12 protein-coding genes are annotated in these 15,093 nt (G+C 57.4%); 5 read left to right on the top strand and 7 right to left on the bottom strand.

The window, feature by feature from the left end; genetic code table 11:
- Positions 1–100: 100 nt before the first annotated feature.
- From ACZ5Q2_RS04990 to ACZ5Q2_RS04980, 3 genes are all read right to left on the bottom strand, one after another.
- Positions 101–508 carry a hypothetical protein gene (locus ACZ5Q2_RS04990; protein WP_061332007.1) on the bottom strand — a complete coding sequence of 136 codons (408 nt, stop codon included), beginning with the start codon at positions 506–508 and terminating at the stop codon, positions 101–103.
- Positions 505–2,127 (bottom strand): S-type pyocin domain-containing protein, encoded by a 1,623-nt coding sequence (locus ACZ5Q2_RS04985; protein WP_432210407.1) that lies wholly within the window; start codon positions 2,125–2,127, stop codon positions 505–507. Before ACZ5Q2_RS04985 ends, ACZ5Q2_RS04990 begins: the two co-directional genes overlap by 4 nt.
- 149 nt (positions 2,128–2,276) lie before the next feature.
- On the bottom strand, positions 2,277–3,860 hold the full coding sequence (locus tag ACZ5Q2_RS04980) for a flavin-containing monooxygenase (RefSeq protein ID WP_432210408.1): 1,584 nt from the start codon (positions 3,858–3,860) through the stop codon (positions 2,277–2,279).
- A 547-nt stretch (positions 3,861–4,407) separates the two neighbouring features.
- Here ACZ5Q2_RS04980 and ACZ5Q2_RS04975 point away from each other — a divergent pair.
- Together ACZ5Q2_RS04975 and ACZ5Q2_RS04970 are read left to right on the top strand one after the other, a co-directional pair.
- The gene (locus tag ACZ5Q2_RS04975) at positions 4,408–5,037 is read left to right on the top strand and encodes a TetR family transcriptional regulator (protein ID WP_061332010.1); all 630 of its coding nucleotides are present in this window, start codon (positions 4,408–4,410) and stop codon (positions 5,035–5,037) included.
- Between the two features lie 141 nt (positions 5,038–5,178).
- Positions 5,179–8,016: a M66 family metalloprotease gene (locus ACZ5Q2_RS04970; RefSeq protein WP_082780547.1), complete on the top strand. Its 2,838-nt coding sequence runs from the start codon at positions 5,179–5,181 to the stop codon at positions 8,014–8,016.
- A 39-nt stretch (positions 8,017–8,055) separates the two neighbouring features.
- Here the strand turns inward: ACZ5Q2_RS04970 and bamE are convergent, their stop codons facing one another.
- Both bamE and ACZ5Q2_RS04960 read right to left on the bottom strand, forming a co-directional pair.
- Positions 8,056–8,367 carry an outer membrane protein assembly factor BamE domain-containing protein gene (bamE, locus tag ACZ5Q2_RS04965; RefSeq protein WP_052009733.1) on the bottom strand — a complete coding sequence of 104 codons (312 nt, stop codon included), beginning with the start codon at positions 8,365–8,367 and terminating at the stop codon, positions 8,056–8,058.
- Between the two features lie 152 nt (positions 8,368–8,519).
- A complete protein-coding gene (locus ACZ5Q2_RS04960) occupies positions 8,520–9,632 on the bottom strand; it encodes an NADH:flavin oxidoreductase (RefSeq protein WP_061332014.1) in 1,113 nt (370 codons plus the stop codon).
- 89 nt (positions 9,633–9,721) lie between these two features.
- Between ACZ5Q2_RS04960 and ACZ5Q2_RS04955 the strand changes: the two genes are divergently transcribed.
- On the top strand, positions 9,722–10,186 hold the full coding sequence (locus tag ACZ5Q2_RS04955) for a winged helix-turn-helix transcriptional regulator (RefSeq protein ID WP_061332016.1): 465 nt from the start codon (positions 9,722–9,724) through the stop codon (positions 10,184–10,186).
- 168 nt (positions 10,187–10,354) lie between these two features.
- The gene (locus ACZ5Q2_RS04950) at positions 10,355–11,083 is read left to right on the top strand and encodes an OmpW/AlkL family protein (RefSeq protein WP_061332018.1); all 729 of its coding nucleotides are present in this window, start codon (positions 10,355–10,357) and stop codon (positions 11,081–11,083) included.
- Between the two features lie 108 nt (positions 11,084–11,191).
- Here ACZ5Q2_RS04950 and ACZ5Q2_RS04945 read toward each other — a convergent pair whose 3' ends face one another.
- The gene (locus ACZ5Q2_RS04945) at positions 11,192–12,523 is read right to left on the bottom strand and encodes a DEAD/DEAH box helicase (RefSeq protein WP_061332020.1); all 1,332 of its coding nucleotides are present in this window, start codon (positions 12,521–12,523) and stop codon (positions 11,192–11,194) included.
- A 349-nt stretch (positions 12,524–12,872) separates the two neighbouring features.
- Here ACZ5Q2_RS04945 and ACZ5Q2_RS04940 point away from each other — a divergent pair, with 349 nt between their 5' ends.
- Positions 12,873–13,724, top strand: a complete 852-nt coding sequence (locus ACZ5Q2_RS04940) for a TlpA disulfide reductase family protein (protein ID WP_061332022.1) — start codon at positions 12,873–12,875, stop codon at positions 13,722–13,724.
- A gap of 22 nt (positions 13,725–13,746) precedes the next feature.
- Here the strand turns inward: ACZ5Q2_RS04940 and ACZ5Q2_RS04935 are convergent, their stop codons facing one another.
- The gene (locus ACZ5Q2_RS04935) at positions 13,747–15,051 is read right to left on the bottom strand and encodes a hypothetical protein (RefSeq protein WP_061332024.1); all 1,305 of its coding nucleotides are present in this window, start codon (positions 15,049–15,051) and stop codon (positions 13,747–13,749) included.
- Positions 15,052–15,093 lie beyond the last annotated feature (42 nt).

The following is a 15,093-nucleotide window of genomic DNA, read 5'->3' as shown; positions in this document are numbered from 1 at the left end:
CGCACTCGTTTGAGAAAATTTTTCTTATCGTTCCAAGCGATGGCTTTGCTTTGACCCTATTTTACAATAGAAGTAATTTTCACCGGACAACTGCTATGAATTATAACTCTGCAGTGATTTCTGAACTTAATGACTCGGGGAGATTGAGAAACTTTCTCCATGCACTCAGAACTGCCTTGAATTCCTCAAGAGAGAATCTACCTTCTTCTTGGTCAACCCAATCATCATTAACATTTATGTTAATCTGAACAAAACTATTTGAGATAAAAACGTCAACGTCGTTACCTTCCACCTCTAGAGTTTTTATTTTTCCTTCTTCAAACATTTTTATTTTGGATAGTATCCTGTCACAGTCCTCAATATTCTGAGCAATGCTGGTTAAGGTATTGGCTAGATATCGCTGATACCGGGCCACTTCAAGTTCACCAGAAAACTCTTGGCGCTGATGATAGATTTGCCCTAGAACAGGATGTTTTCCGCCATCGGAATAGTACAATTTTAATTTCATTTCTCACCTCTAAGTGTTCTTGGGGCCTGGTACACTGGATAAACTGTCGTTCTTGGTGAAATCCAACCCTCAACTCTAACACCGGAGGGAGTTACAGAAATCCACCTGTCACCCTGAACAATTTTATTTGGATCATTCCAAGCTGCATCAACTTCACTTTTAATACGGGTTTCGTCCCAATCCTTAGGGAACATCGTGTTGCTAGAGTTGTTACTCGTCTTGGTTATCCACTGCCCTGGATTCGCCGGATCTTGGACTTCAACAGTAGCCATGTATACACCCGCAACATCAGGCATCGTTTCGGTGCCAGGAACTATCCTGACATCGCCATAAAGCAACGTATGGCCGCCGGTCGGTTTTCCTCTACTCGTGTAGTCAGCCTTCAGTACATGCTCAAAATCAATTGGTGATTGCTGAACATATTTGACTAAGCCACTATCTCCGGCACTATCAGCCCGCTTCTGAAAAACCAGATACAACGGCTCAATCCCACTATCCTTCGGAAAACTTACGATCAGCTCAACCTGATCCTCAAACGGCCGCTGGTAGCCGGGTGGCGAGTGTTCCTGGCCATCCTCCTGGATGGGTGTCACCAGAATGCTGTAGGGATCAATACCGGAATCCGCCGGGTATTCGGTGCTCACTACCGGGCGGTGGCCGCTGTCATCCGGGTACCAGACGAGGGTGAAGTCGTCATCAACCACCACTTCAAAATTCTCGCCCTTGAGCTCTGCGTGAGCAACCGGAACCCGGTCTTTGTATCCGGTGCTGTCGTTGACGTGATAGCCGGCCACCCGGAGGTTTCCGGTGGCATCCACGTGCAGATGAAAACGCACCCGAATGGCCGCCTCAGCCATCTCAAGCAGTTCTTCCTCGGTGTACAGGGTGCTGTCGCCCAATTTGGATGGCCAGAGTGCCAACAGCACTGCACTGCCGGCGGTGCTGAGTACTCCGGCACCAATTCGCGCGGCCATGGCCCAGCCTTTTGCCAGTCTCGTTGCCGAACCAGAGATCAAGCCCAGCGGCCGCAAGCCGTTTGCCCCAGGGCTGGTGACCGTGGCGGGGGCAAGCATCGCAAGGGTGCCAAAGTTACTGGCCTTTTCCTGTCCCTCATTACTGTCGGTATCCCCGGAGGGCCGGGTGCAGGACTTGGCGAATACCTTGGGCCCCAGGGGCGGAAGCCCAAAGTTTTCCGAGATCACCACCGGCGGGGGTAGAGGCTCGGGGGGTGGCTCAATCACCGGGCGTTCCGGCGTGTAGTCGAGCTTGGGCGGTGGTGGCAGGCTATCGGAATGAGCGTAGGCGGTGCCTCTGGAAGGAAACGCTTGCCGGTCACCAAAGCGTTTTTCGAAGGCCGTGATGGCATTCTCTGCAATGGCTGCAGAGGTGCTTTCCGTGGGAACAATGCGCCCGGATACCAGCCTGAAAACGGGAGCCGCAGGGATCTCTTTGAGCAACACCAACTCGCCACTGGCAAGCTGGTCTCTTAATCGGGCAGAGGTGAAATTGGAGCTCGAAAGGTAGCTGGCCAGTTCCTTATCGGAGTACTGATCCCAGCCACCCTCGATCATCAACGCTTCGTGAAGCGCAAGCGAGTGCGGGTCTGCTATTTTGGTCACGTCCGTGTTTCCACAAAGTATTAATCGGCACAATCCATGCCTGTAGTGTGGACAAATGTACCGGAAAGCTGGCGCCTATCCAAGATCAAACCAGAAAAAGCCGCAGAGCCCAGGGACATCCAGGCTCGGACTCTGCCGTTTCTCCGACCCTAGCCAACCAACGCCGGCTCGCCACCCTGCTCCATCACCTCTGCCGCTTCACACACATACTGCTCGGCATCAAAACGCTTGGTCTGCTGCCGGAACTGCCAGGTGAAGCCCGGCCACAGGGTGGTGTTTTTGCCGTTCTCATTCACGTACCAGCTCTTGCAGCCGGTCTGCCACACGGAATCGCCGAGTTTGGCGTGAATCGAGGCGTTGTATTGGCTGAGGGCATCTTCCCTCACTTCCACCGTCTTCCAGCCCCGGTGCTGCATTTTCTTCAGGGCATCCAGCACGTACTGAACCTGAGATTCGATCATGTACACCATGGAGCTGTGCCCCAGCCCGGTGTTCGGGCCCATCAGCATGAAGAAATTGGGGAAGCCGGCCACCGTGGTGCCCTTGTAGGCTTCCGCACCTTCGCGCCAGGCATCGAGCAGGTCCTGGCCGCCGCGGCCGTAGATCATGCCCCGGGGAATAGGTTCCTGGGCCTTGAAGCCGGTGCCGTATACGATGCAGTCCACCTGGCGCTCGGCGCCGGTGGTATCCACGATGGTATTGCCCTTGACCTCACGGATGCCATCGGTCAGTACGTCCACGTGATCTTGATCCAGCGCCGGATAGTAGTTGTTGGAGATCAGCACCCGCTTGCAGCCGAAATGGAAATCCGGCGTCACCTTCTTGCGCAGTTCCTTGTCTTTGATCTGACTGCGAATATGACGACGCGCCTGCAGCTCACCGATTTTCAGGATGCGCGGGTTGCCGACAAAGCCCAGCACCCGGGCTTCCAGCATCCAGTAGATACTCTGGCGAAACGCATTCAGGGTTTGCGGCACTTTTTGGAACATCATCCGCTCCAGCGGGCGGATTTCCCGGTCCGGCTTGGGCATGATCCAGGGTGGCGTGCGCTGGTAGAGGTCCAGGTGGGCCGCGTCCTTGGCGATCTCCGGCACAAACTGGATGGCCGAGGCACCGGTGCCGATCACCGCCACTCGCTTGCCGCGGAAATCATAGTCGTGGTCCCAGTTCTGGGAGTGGAAGCTGGTACCGGTGAACGTGTCCATGCCCTTGATATCCGGATAGGCGGGCGTGCTCAGGCCGCCCATTCCGGACACCAGCACCTCGGCGTGCAGCTTGCGGAACCTGGGCAGGGTTTTGTCGCTGCGATCCAGAACATCCCCAGGCTTCAGGTTGTTGGCTTCCATGTAGGCCCAGAGTTTGGGGCTGTCGCAGGTTTCGATCGCCCAGGCGCCGGTTTTATCATTCCAGCGGGCACCGGCCACGTGGGTGTTGAGCTGGATGTGTTCAATCAGGCCGTACTTTTCCGCGCAGTGGCGCAGGTAGGCTTTGATTTCTGGCTGGGGCGCGAACATGCGGGTCCAGTTGGGGTTCTGTTCGAATGAGAAGGAATACAGCGCAGATTGCACGTCGCAGGCGCAACCGGGGTAGTGGTTTTCGTGCCAGGTGCCGCCGATATCGTCGCTTTGTTCGAGGATGACGAAGTTGTTGAAGCCGGCTTCTTTAAGTTTGATGGCCATGCCGAGGCCGGAGAAGCCGGTGCCGATGATGGCGATCTGTGCGGTTTGTGTCATTGCTGTACTCCTGTGTGGCCTGTTTGGCCTTGCCTGTTGTTGTCTGGGTGGTCATCATTGACCGGTAGACACATGTATACCGCCATGGGTAGACACTTGTATACTCTGGTTCGGGTGTTTGGCCTTGGGTGACAGATTGTTGGCCTGTGTGGCCCCGTGATTGGGAGTCTTGTTCAACTGGCCTCTGGCTCCGGGGGTTGGTTGGTTTGGGGGTGGGCTTCCAAAACACGCTCCTTCGGCACATCCATGTGGCGCTTGGGCTCCGCCATCCATGGCTCCGCACAGTTTTGGAAGCCCACCCCCAAACCAACCGTTAAACTATTGTGATAGCCATCTCCCAAATTGATCTGTTGGGAAGGAATCCATACGCCAATGTTCGAGAGTCCACTCTGGTGGAGCTTTCGAAAATGCTTGGAGCCATGGATGGCGGAAAGCAAGCGTACAGGGACGTATTTACAGCGGTTTTCGAAAGCTCCACCAGAGTGGACTAACTCCAGAAACGGAAGCGGGCACCGAACCAGCCTGACTCCAAAAACACGAGGCTTAGATGAACACACTGGCCGGCGGAAAACTGAAACTGGTGCAGGCCGCATTGCGGTTGATTACCGAAACACGGAGCCTGACGTCGTTGGGGCTGCGGGAGCTGGCCCGTGAGGCGGGGTTGAATCCGAATACGTTTTACCGGCACTTCAAAAGCCTGGACGAGTTCGGGTTGCAGGTTCTGGGGTATATCGCAGAGGACATGAAAACCGGCGTGCGACAACTGCGGCAGATGGCGGATTCATCCGAGCAGGCGTCACACGACACGGTCACCTTTGTGTATCACTACTTCCTCGCTAACCCGGCCGCCACCACCGTCGCCGTCCGCGAGCTGCACGGGCCCTCGCCGGTGTTGCGCAGAGCGCTGGAGGCGCAGTTGGATGCCAGTGCCCGAGAGATGGCGGAGGATATTCTGGAGCGGGGGTTGGTGCCGGGCGTGGGGGCCGATGTGGTGCATGAGATTTCCCACATGACCATTCGCTACATCCTATTCCGGGCCATGGACTACATCGAAAAGCCGGAGCAACGAGGGCAGATTCAGCGGGAAACAGAACGTTTTATCAACAGGCAGTTCCGGGGTGCGCTGGTTGAGTCCCAATCGGAAGAAGACATTATCAACTTCGCCAAGTCTCGATAATTAAAGAGGTTTGAGACCTGGGCAACCCCACCTTCGTGCACCAAAGCACATCGTACAATAAGTAACATAGTATCGCTTTTTGTCAGAATGGGCTGAATCTATCTTCCGTCACCATAGTTCGTAACACGGAAGATATTACTTATGATTCGGAAATTCTCAGCGCTTTGCGCAGCCGCTTTACTGCTTTCAGGATGCGGTGGATCCGATTCTAATGAGTCCGGCGTCAATCTGCCAACGATCACCAACGTACCGCAAATGGCTGTCGCAGGCTTGCCTTTCCAGTTTCAACCGGCTCTTTCAGGCAATACCTCCGCTATCCAGTTCTCAGCCAAAGGCCTGCCGGACTGGGCGTCAGTGGATCGCGACAGCGGTATTATCACAGGCACGCCGGGTACCGACGATGTTACTGCTTACCATCCATTCCAACTGGTGGTCATAACCGATGGCCAAAGCCGGCCGTTTGATGCCGCGTTGACTGTCGCCCACACAGCCGAATTCCAGCCTCGGCAGGCAGTGGATTTCCGGGCAACTGATTACGATGGCAATCCGCGCCCTCTGCGTAACGATCTGAGCAACGGAAACCTGGCCGGTGAAGTCATGTTCGCCCAGTCTCACACCGTCAAACCCAATGGTAATTATGACCGGGACGCCGGTGACGAAACTCGCAGCCACTACAAGCCTCGGCTGGTGGCCTTGCGCGAGGCCTTGCTGATGTTTACACCGGAGGCGTCAGAAACACCGGTAACGGTGCATGCCCAACTTCACCAAAATGGAGACCCCATAGGAGAGTTGGCCCTTGTTCATCCAAATGATCTGCCGGCCTCGGACCACGAAGGCAGGCATCGAATCGAGTATTCAACACGGGCCTGGAGCACCACGGTGCCGTGGAACCTGGTCCGCAACGGCTTGTCCGTAACTTTTATCGTCAACAAGGGTGCACCCGATGAGCGTTCCGGTACCCTTGTCGCTGCGGATATCGATATCGGCGAAGCTAGTCAGATCGTATTTCAGTCGATTCGGCTGGGCATGCTTACCCATGTTGATCACAATAACGGCCATTTCACCCTGCGCGATCCGGTAATGGCGGCCACCGATTACTTCCAGACCCTGCCGGTTTCCAAGATGATCATGGCCAGTTACGCCGATATGGAACTTGACCGCGTGATCATCGCCAACGGCAAGATCTACGATTCTGTCAGCGACAGCGAGGGCGGCGTCTACAGCGGTGATATGCGTGAGAACGTGGCGAAATCACAAGTCAGTGTTGGCATCAATCAGGCCAATTACGGCGTAACCAGCAGCAACATGAGCCAGCGCTATGGCCACGTGTTCAAGCAAATTACCAATCACCATGCCTGGGGCAACTATCAGAATGGCCGTCAGGGACATGGCCTCAGCGGTGGTAACGGCATTGGCACGCTCTATGACAGCTGGGGTAATGAGGCAAGCCATGAGTGGGGCCATGCCTACGGCCTGGGCCATTATCCGGGCGCCAACCTGACCGAAGACGGCCGATGGCAGCGGCATCATGCTGATAGCGGCTGGGGCTTTATTGCCCACCGGAACCGGATGCGCGACAACCTGTCCCACAACAGCTGGTCAGAGGATAAGCTGCCTGACGGCTCCCACTTCCTGGGACGGATTCCCTACCGTTACGACTCCATGTCTGGCGGTGGCGGTGGAAATCGTTTCTCCCACTACACCCATTACACCGGCTATACCGCCAGAATCATCCAGAACGATCTGGCGCAGTTCCCGATTCCGGATACCAGCTACGCCACCGGTTATAAAATGTGGAACACGGAAACCGGCCAGTATGAACCCCATATGTTTACAGATGGAATACAGCCCCGGGTGCCCGTGCAGGTGGGTGTGCCAGTAGCCACGTTATTAGGTGGGTATGATCCAGATGGCAGCAATGCGGTGATCTACCCGGTGTTCCACGGAAACTACGGCAACGTGTTCGAGTTACCAAAGCCCGCGCCAACGGGCGACAGCTGCTGGCTTACCGTCCGCAACGGGGCAAACCAGCAGAAACAGATCGCCGTGGCAGCGGGCCGGCATACCAACGCCACCATCAACCAGTTCCATGTGAACCTGGAAGCCGACTTCCGACCAACGGAAGCCACACTGAACTGCCGCCGCAATGGCTCAGTGGCTGAGCTTGCCCGCACCAGCTTTGATGGCCAGATTCCTGAGCTGCCCCCGGCTGCGATCGTGGGCCAGGAACGCGGTTTCAAACAACTGGCAGCGCGGGAAATCGCCACGCTTAACGAGACGCTCGGCAATCTGGCAGACGACGCCTTCCCGCTTGTCGATGCCAACACTCAGGTGCTACTTGCCAGCTATGACAGCGCTGAACTCATCAACGCCCTGAGTAATCAAGCCAAACAGGTGCTTCAAGTGCTTCAACAGCACCAGAAGCACGTATCCTCAGCGCGGGCTCTGATCACCAGGCTGGAACACAGCAATGCCAGCCAGACGGAAATACGAGGCAAATTGACCGATTTCCTGATTCAAAAGGGCTACATAAGGACGGCAGAGGATATGGAGCTTGAAGGAACCGTGCTCCGCAACGGCAACCAGCAGATTGGCCTCATCCCTGATGAAAACGGTTATCTGCCAGTGTTTAACGATGCAGATGAGCACCCGGACGCCGCCCGTTGGCTGATGTCGGCCCGCGGTAGCCTGCACCCGGTTGAGAAGCCATGGCTCTGCCTGGCGCCCACCAGTGGGAGGCTCGGCCTGGCGCTGTGCGATCCATCCCGGGAGAACCAGCAATGGCGGTATCGGGAAGACACCACCTTGCAGAACCTTGGCTCAGGGCAATGCATCGATTACGCCTGGCACAACCAGACCGTGTTGATGTACGGCTGCCACGGCAACGGCAATCAGCGCTGGCAGGGTGTTACCAGAACCGGAAGCCCGCTACTCGCGGCGCTGCCGGGCTATGTTGTCCGGGCGCTGTATCAACGCTGATAAAGATGAAGGGCCTGTTCTCCAGGCCCTTCAGTCGGGTTACTCGGTGGTGTTGAACACGTAGGATGACACCGTGCCATCGCTATTAAACCGCACCACCAGGTCCGTCGTTTCCGCATCCCCAAAGGCAGACCAGCGATACTTGCCGTAAGTCCAGGTGCGCTTGCCGTCTTCCACCCCGGTGCGCCAGGGCTCGCCGAACATATCCTGAATGTCCGCCCGGGTAGTTTCACCAATGCGGATCTGGTCCACGTTATGGGTCGCAAAGTCTCGGCCTACCGTCGCGCAGCCCACCAGGGTCGCCAACAACAAGGCCATGCCAGCCAGTTTCAGATGTCGAGCCACTGCCATATACAACTCCTTTTCGATGATTGAGTCATTACTGAACACAGCATAGCGGTTCTGTAAAACGGTGCGATTAACAACCGGATAACTTTCACCCACAAAAAAGCCGCGGGGCCTGAACAGGCGCCGCGGCAAGCAGGATCGAAGGGATGTTTCGATCAGTAAAGCTTGGCCAGGGATTTCTTGGCGAAGGCTTCCACTTCGTTCAGCCGGCCTTCTTTCACTTTCACCAGCCACTCCGGGTCTTGCAGCAGCGCCCGGCCGACCGCAATCAAGTCGAACTCGCCATTGTTCATTCGCTCTACCAACTCGTCGATGCCGGACTGCTCCACGGCTTCTTGCTTGCTGGCGAAGGTACCGCTGATGAAGTCTTCGGTCAGGCCCACGCTGCCAACAGACATGGTCGGCTTGCCGGAAAGTTTCTGGGTCCAGCCGGCCAGGTTCAGGTTCGAGCCTTCGAATTCCGGCTCCCAGAAGCGGCGGGTGGAGGCGTGGAAAATGTCGACGCCGGCCTCAACCAGCGGCTTCAGGAAGCGTTCGAGCTCTTCCGGACTGTTCACCAGTTTTGCTTCATACGCCTGCTGCTTCCACTGTGAGAAACGCAGCATGATCGGGTAATCCGGGCCCACGCGGTGGCGTACTTCTTCGACGATTTCCACCACAAAGCGCAGACGGTTTTCCAGGCTGCCGCCGTATTCGTCATCACGCTGGTTGGTGCCTTCCCACAGAAACTGGTCCAGCAGGTAGCCGTGGGCGCCGTGGATTTCCACACCATCAAAACCCAATGCTTTGGCGTCTTGGGCGGCGTCGCCGAAGGCTTTGATCACGTCATCGATGTCTTCCTTGGTCATGGCCTTGCCGTTGGGCTTGCCCGGGGCGAACAGGCCAGACGGGCTGTAACCGGGGACGGACGGGTCCGGCTCGGTGCCTTCTTTACGCACGGCACCCACGTGCCAAAGCTGCGGGAAAATGGCGCCGCCGGCTTCGTGCACGGCATCAACCACTTTCTTCCAACCGGCCAGGGCTTCGTCGCCATAGAAGGCTGGTACGTTCGGGTAACCGTTGGCGGCCGCGTGGTTCACGATGGTGCCCTCGGTGATGATCAGGCCAACACCGGCTTCGGCGCGGCGGCGGTAGTAGTCCACCACGTTCTGGCCGGGTACGCCCTTGGGCGAGAAGTTACGGGTCATCGGAGCCATGGCTACGCGGTTACGCAGCTTGAGGTTGTGAAGTTCAAACGGCTCAAACATAGGACCAAGATTCATACTCATGTGATGTGCAACCTCATTAATTTGGTTTCGTTAAGCAACCCTATTAAATTCGGTTTCAAAATGCAACCCTATTCGGTACACTCCCTTACATGGCCAGAAAACGTTTTGATGACTCCAATTGCTCCGTCGCCCGCGCCCTGAATGAAGTGGGGGACTGGTGGTCCCTGCTGATTGTGCTGCACGCCATGTACGGTACCCGTCGGTTTGTGGATTTTCAGCAGCAGTTGGGCATTGCCAAGAACATTCTGTGCGACCGCCTGGCACGCCTGGTTGATAACGAAGTGCTTCGCAAAGTAGACGTGGGCGAGCACGGCTCCCGCTTTGAGTACCGCCTGACCGATAAAGGCCGGGATCTGTTCCCGGTGGTGGTGGCCCTGCGCCAGTGGGGCGACAAATGGAACCCGGCGCCTGACGGGCAGCCGCTGGACCTGCGCGATCGCGATACCGGTAAGCCGGTGCAACCGGTTACCGTGCGAAATGCCGAAGGCCAACCACTGTCAATCCGTGATGTGTTTGTTCCCGACAATGCTGAAAGCGATAGCAAAACGGCCTGACCATAAGGGCAAACCGCATTCTCCGGAAACACCTCGGTTTTTTTGAGCTGAATCAAGAGCCACACCAAACCAAATCCGCTGCCCGCCATTTCTTGCGCTAAATCAAGTTTCCCCGGCCCCGCTCCATTACATTGAGCCCATCGACTTTTAATGGATAAGGAGATGGCTATGTCTCGTGGTTTCAAATTGGGTGTTCTGGCAGCGGCTGTGATGGCAACTGCACCGGCCGTTCAGGCTTTCGAAGCGGGTGATTTCATTCTGCGTGCGGGTGTTGTGCATGTGGCGCCGGATGATTCCAGTGACTCTATCACTGTGGGTGGCGCGCCGCTGCTTTCCGGTGCGGATTCAAAAGTCACCGTCGATTCCAATACACAGCTGGGCCTGCGTGCCACCTATATGTTCACCAACAACCTCGGTGTCGGCCTGCTGGGTGCAACCCCATTCAAGCACAACATCAACGGTGGCGGCGATATTCCGAGTGACATCAAGCTGGGCGAAACCAAGCACCTGCCGCCAACTCTGACACTGCAGTACTTCCCGATGGCAAGCTCTTCAGCCTTCCAGCCGTTCGTGGGCGTGGGCGTCAACTACACCACTTTCTTTGAAGAGAAGACCACCGGAACTCTGGATAGCGTGGTTGCTGCAGAATACGGCATCCCCGGAGCCCGCACATCACTGGACCTGGACGACAGTGTTGGCGTGGCCGTGGAAGTGGGTATGGACTACATGCTGAGTGAGAATTTTGGTCTTAACGCGGCAATCTGGTGGGCAGACATCAATACCGATGCCCGTGTGAAGGTTTACGATGCGAACGGTGACTTCGCCGCACAGACCGCCAAGTTCGAAGTAGAAATCGACCCCATGGTCTACATGGTCGGTTTCACCTACAAGTTCTGATCCCACGTACCCCTGGCAACCCCTGGTCTGTGGGTTGCCAAATGGTGCGTTCTCCTGTGCGGGGCTGTTTTGCAGCCCCGCTTTTTTATGTCTGGAGAACCGGGGTAATCAGGCGCTCTGGCGCTGAGCCGGGCGACCCGTTCTGCCCTGCCCCTGGCCACGGCCTTGGCCCTCGCCCTGACCACCACGGCCACGACCGCCGCTGCGACCGGCCGGTTTCGGGCCAAAGCTCTTGCCAGCGCCACCCTGAGGGCGACGATTACGAGCCTTGCTCGGGTCGGCCTTTGCTTTGGGCTTCAGCGGCAGGTTGTTCTTCGGTTCAAAGCCTTCGATTTCCTTGCGCGGCAGCTGCTTTTTGATCAACCGCTCAATGCCTGCCAGCATCTTGCCTTCATCGGCGCTCACCAGAGACAACGCATGGCCACTTTCGCCGGCGCGGCCAGTACGACCGATGCGGTGCACGTAGTCTTCCGGCACATTCGGCAGTTCGAAGTTCACCACCTGGGGCAGCTGCTTGATATCCAGGCCACGGGCGGCGATATCGGTAGCAACCAGCACACGCACTTCGCCGGCCTTGAAATCCGCCAGCGCACGGGTGCGGGCACCCTGTGACTTGTTGCCGTGGATGGCAGCGGCGGTAATGCCGTCTTTTTCCAGCTTCTGGGTCAGGCGGTTGGCGCCGTGCTTGGTACGGGTGAATACCAGTACCTGCTCCCAGCCATTGTCACGCACCAGCTTGCTCAGCAGGGCGGTCTTCTGGCTCTGGTCGACCGGATAAACCGACTGAACAATGCTTTCAGCCGAGGTGTTACGGGCAGCCACTTCTACCTGCACCGGGTTATCCAGCAAGCCCTCAGCCAGACCACGAATCTCGTTGGAGAAGGTGGCGGAGAACAACAGGTTCTGGCGCTTGGCCGGCAACAGGGCAAGAATCTTGCGGATGTCGCGGATAAAGCCCATGTCGAGCATGCGGTCGGCTTCGTCCAGCACCAGGATTTCCACTTCGTTGAAGCGCACGGCGTTCTGCTGATAAAGATCCATCAGGCGGCCCGGTGTCGCCACCAGTACATCAACGCCTTTGCGCAGCTTCATCATCTGCGGATTGATCTTCACACCACCAAAAACCACAGCGGCCTTGGTTGGAACGTATCTGCTGTAAAGGTTCACACTGTCGTGCACCTGTGCTGCCAGCTCCCGGGTGGGCGTCAGAATCAACGCACGGGGGCCTTTGCCATTGCGCGGGTTATCAGCCAGGCGCTGCAAAAGAGGCAGGGTAAAGCCGGCAGTTTTGCCGGTACCCGTCTGGGCCGCAGCCATCACGTCTCTACCAGACAACACGGCAGGAATCGCCTGCAGCTGAATGGGAGAAGGGGTGTCATAACCCTGATCGGAAGTGGCACGGACCAGCTGCTCGGACAAACCGAGGGAAGAAAAACTCATATAAAATATACTCTTGATTGATTCTGCCTCCACGAACACCGGATGCGGCGAATGCGGGCAGATGCCATGAACATTCATGGAATAAAAGACGACTACGGTCACGCGCCGAATTCGGGGTGACGTCCTCTGACAGGTCGTATGGATGGTTCGCAAAGCGGCTTTGGGCCAGAAACTGCGGAATCCCTAGAGGCAGGATGCAGGCACGGTAACAGAGGGCTGGAGAAATAGCTATAGGTGGTTTTGATTAGCAGGCTTTCATTTCCAGTCGAATAAATGGAACTCTGACCCGCCCTGCCGGTCACTAGATGCCATACCTGTTCCAAACATCCTTTCATAACCCGGAGATACCATGCTCAGTGTTGGCGTTGGCCCTGTCAGTTTTTCTGTCGGGCATCTGCTTCTGGTCCTGGCTTTCATAGTTGCTCTGATCGTCGGGGGCATCACCGGCCGCAAACATGGAACACCCATTGCCGGCACATTGGCGGATATTTTCGTGGTCGCCATGCTCAGTGCCCGCATCGGGTTCGTGATTCGCTATTACGAGCACTACCAGGGCGACTGGCTGGGCATGATTGATATCCGGGACGGTGGCTTTGATATGGTCACAGGCCTGGTCGCTGCCCTGGTGTTTGCCGGCTTCCTGATGTGGCGCCGGGCCAGCAGCCGCCGGGCACTGGGCACTGCCATGGTCGCCGGCCTGCTGACCTGGGGCCTGACCGGCGGTGCCATTCAGCTGATCAACCAGCAACTGAAAGGTCTGCCCGAAGTCGCGCTGACCGACCTCAACGAGCAACCGGTCGATTTGAGCGCGATCGCCAATGGCCAGCCTACCGTCGTTAACCTGTGGGCCACCTGGTGCCCGCCCTGCATCCGGGAAATGCCGGTGCTGGAAGAGGCCCAGAAGCGCTATCCGGGCATCAATTTCGTTTTTGCCAATCAAGGCGAGCACCCGGAAACCATCCATCGCTTCCTGTCTGAACAGAACCTGGACCTGCACCATGTACTGAGCGATCGCCAGGGCCAGTTCGGTCGGGTGACCGGCAGCCACGGCCTGCCCACCACCCTGTTCTACAACGCTGAAGGCAACCTGGTAGACAGCCACATGGGTGAATTGTCCCGCGCCAGCCTGGCTCGATCGCTGGAGCGTTTCGATCCGCAATTCCTGGTGGCATATGACGAAGCGGTCGGATACGCAGAATAAAGCCACGGATTGCGAAAACGGATCAGGCCAGCCAGACCGTCAGGCCAGCGGCAATAGCACTGGCGGCGGACAACGCGATTAACGACAACGCCAGGCTCCACCTCAAGGACGCATCCCGGGCGCGATAACCTGTCAGCCGCTCCATGATCAGGGCATTGGCCGCAAACGGGGTGCCGAACGCCGTGATACCCCAGCCGGTGACCATGGCAAAGCCCAACCCCAGCACGGCGCCAGGTGGCCACGCTGGCCCCAGGATACCGCCAATCAAGGTACCGGTTAGGATCGGGTTGGCACCGGCCAGTCCGGCCATAAAGAAACTCCAGGGCACCAGTGCCGCCAGTACCGGCCACGCCCAGCCCGGCAAGCCCATATTGCCGTTCACCTGCCCAAGCACCACCGCACTGATCACCGAACCAATAAAAGCGGAACCACCGACAATGGCCAGTTCATTACTGACATTGGCCATCGTGGGTGGGCGGGGCGTGTGGCCGCCAGCGAAGGACAGCCCCCAGCCGATGATGACCGCCGCCAGGCAGCTCAGGGTAACCGAACGAGCGTAACTGAATTCATAAACATGGCTGAACAGGAATACCCCGATACAGATGCCCAGGATAATCCCGCCAAACCGCAACCAGGCTGCAGCCCCGGCGGTGTCTGCGGCTGCGCCCGTTTCAAGCTGCGGCTCCGGCTCGCGCCAGAGAAAACCCGCCAGAAGCACCAGCATGGCGAACGGCAGTGAAAGACCAATGAGCTGAGCACCGCCAAGGGTGGGCAGAAGCGTCAATGTCAGCGCTACGGAGATGGATAACGGAGACCAGATTGGTGATACACCAAAGCCTCGGAGCACCGCCCGGGTGCTGTTGCGGGTGGCCGCCGAATCGCCGGAACGGCGTATTCGCTCGGAGATCAGGCTGCCAACCACCGCCACGGAGCCGAAGTTGAGTGGTACCGACACCAGCGCCGTGCCGAACGCCAGGCTCGCATACCGGGTACCCGGCTTGCCACTGAACAGACTGCTGGAGATTCGTTGAAGATCCCGGGAACCGGCCAATACCGAAGACAACAACATGACCGACAGAATCAGCCCGGCCAAACGGGTCATGTTCCCGGCCGCCCCTTCCACCAATCCGGGGTCACGGCCAAACGCAAAGGCCATCGCCAGCACCGCCACGGCGAAGACCCCTCGGGGTACCCGGCGCATATCCCGCCAGCCAAGACTGACCGCCATGCTTACGGCCACCGCGCCCAGAAATGCCATGCCCGGCAGGGTCGCCAGTACTGCAGCAATCAGGGCCACATAGGCCAGTACGGATCGGAGTGTGGACACAGCAAGGTTCCCGGCAGGTCAGTCGAGTAGCATGGTGACCTG

Source organism: Marinobacter alkaliphilus, assembly GCF_055394375.1.
Note: the sequence above shows the minus strand (reverse complement) of the source record. Positions and strands in the feature narration are given on the sequence as shown.

Coding starts and splice junctions, on each gene's coding strand:
- ACZ5Q2_RS04940 (WP_061332022.1), top strand. CDS start 12,873: ATGCTCAGTGTTGGCGTTGGCCCTGTCAGTTTTTCTGTCGGGCATCTG.
- bamE (WP_052009733.1), bottom strand. CDS start 8,367: ATGGCAGTGGCTCGACATCTGAAACTGGCTGGCATGGCCTTGTTGTTG.
- ACZ5Q2_RS04990 (WP_061332007.1), bottom strand. CDS start 508: ATGAAATTAAAATTGTACTATTCCGATGGCGGAAAACATCCTGTTCTA.
- ACZ5Q2_RS04975 (WP_061332010.1), top strand. CDS start 4,408: ATGAACACACTGGCCGGCGGAAAACTGAAACTGGTGCAGGCCGCATTG.
- ACZ5Q2_RS04950 (WP_061332018.1), top strand. CDS start 10,355: ATGTCTCGTGGTTTCAAATTGGGTGTTCTGGCAGCGGCTGTGATGGCA.
- ACZ5Q2_RS04945 (WP_061332020.1), bottom strand. CDS start 12,523: ATGAGTTTTTCTTCCCTCGGTTTGTCCGAGCAGCTGGTCCGTGCCACT.
- ACZ5Q2_RS04970 (WP_082780547.1), top strand. CDS start 5,179: ATGATTCGGAAATTCTCAGCGCTTTGCGCAGCCGCTTTACTGCTTTCA.
- ACZ5Q2_RS04980 (WP_432210408.1), bottom strand. CDS start 3,860: ATGACACAAACCGCACAGATCGCCATCATCGGCACCGGCTTCTCCGGC.
- ACZ5Q2_RS04955 (WP_061332016.1), top strand. CDS start 9,722: ATGGCCAGAAAACGTTTTGATGACTCCAATTGCTCCGTCGCCCGCGCC.
- ACZ5Q2_RS04960 (WP_061332014.1), bottom strand. CDS start 9,632: ATGAGTATGAATCTTGGTCCTATGTTTGAGCCGTTTGAACTTCACAAC.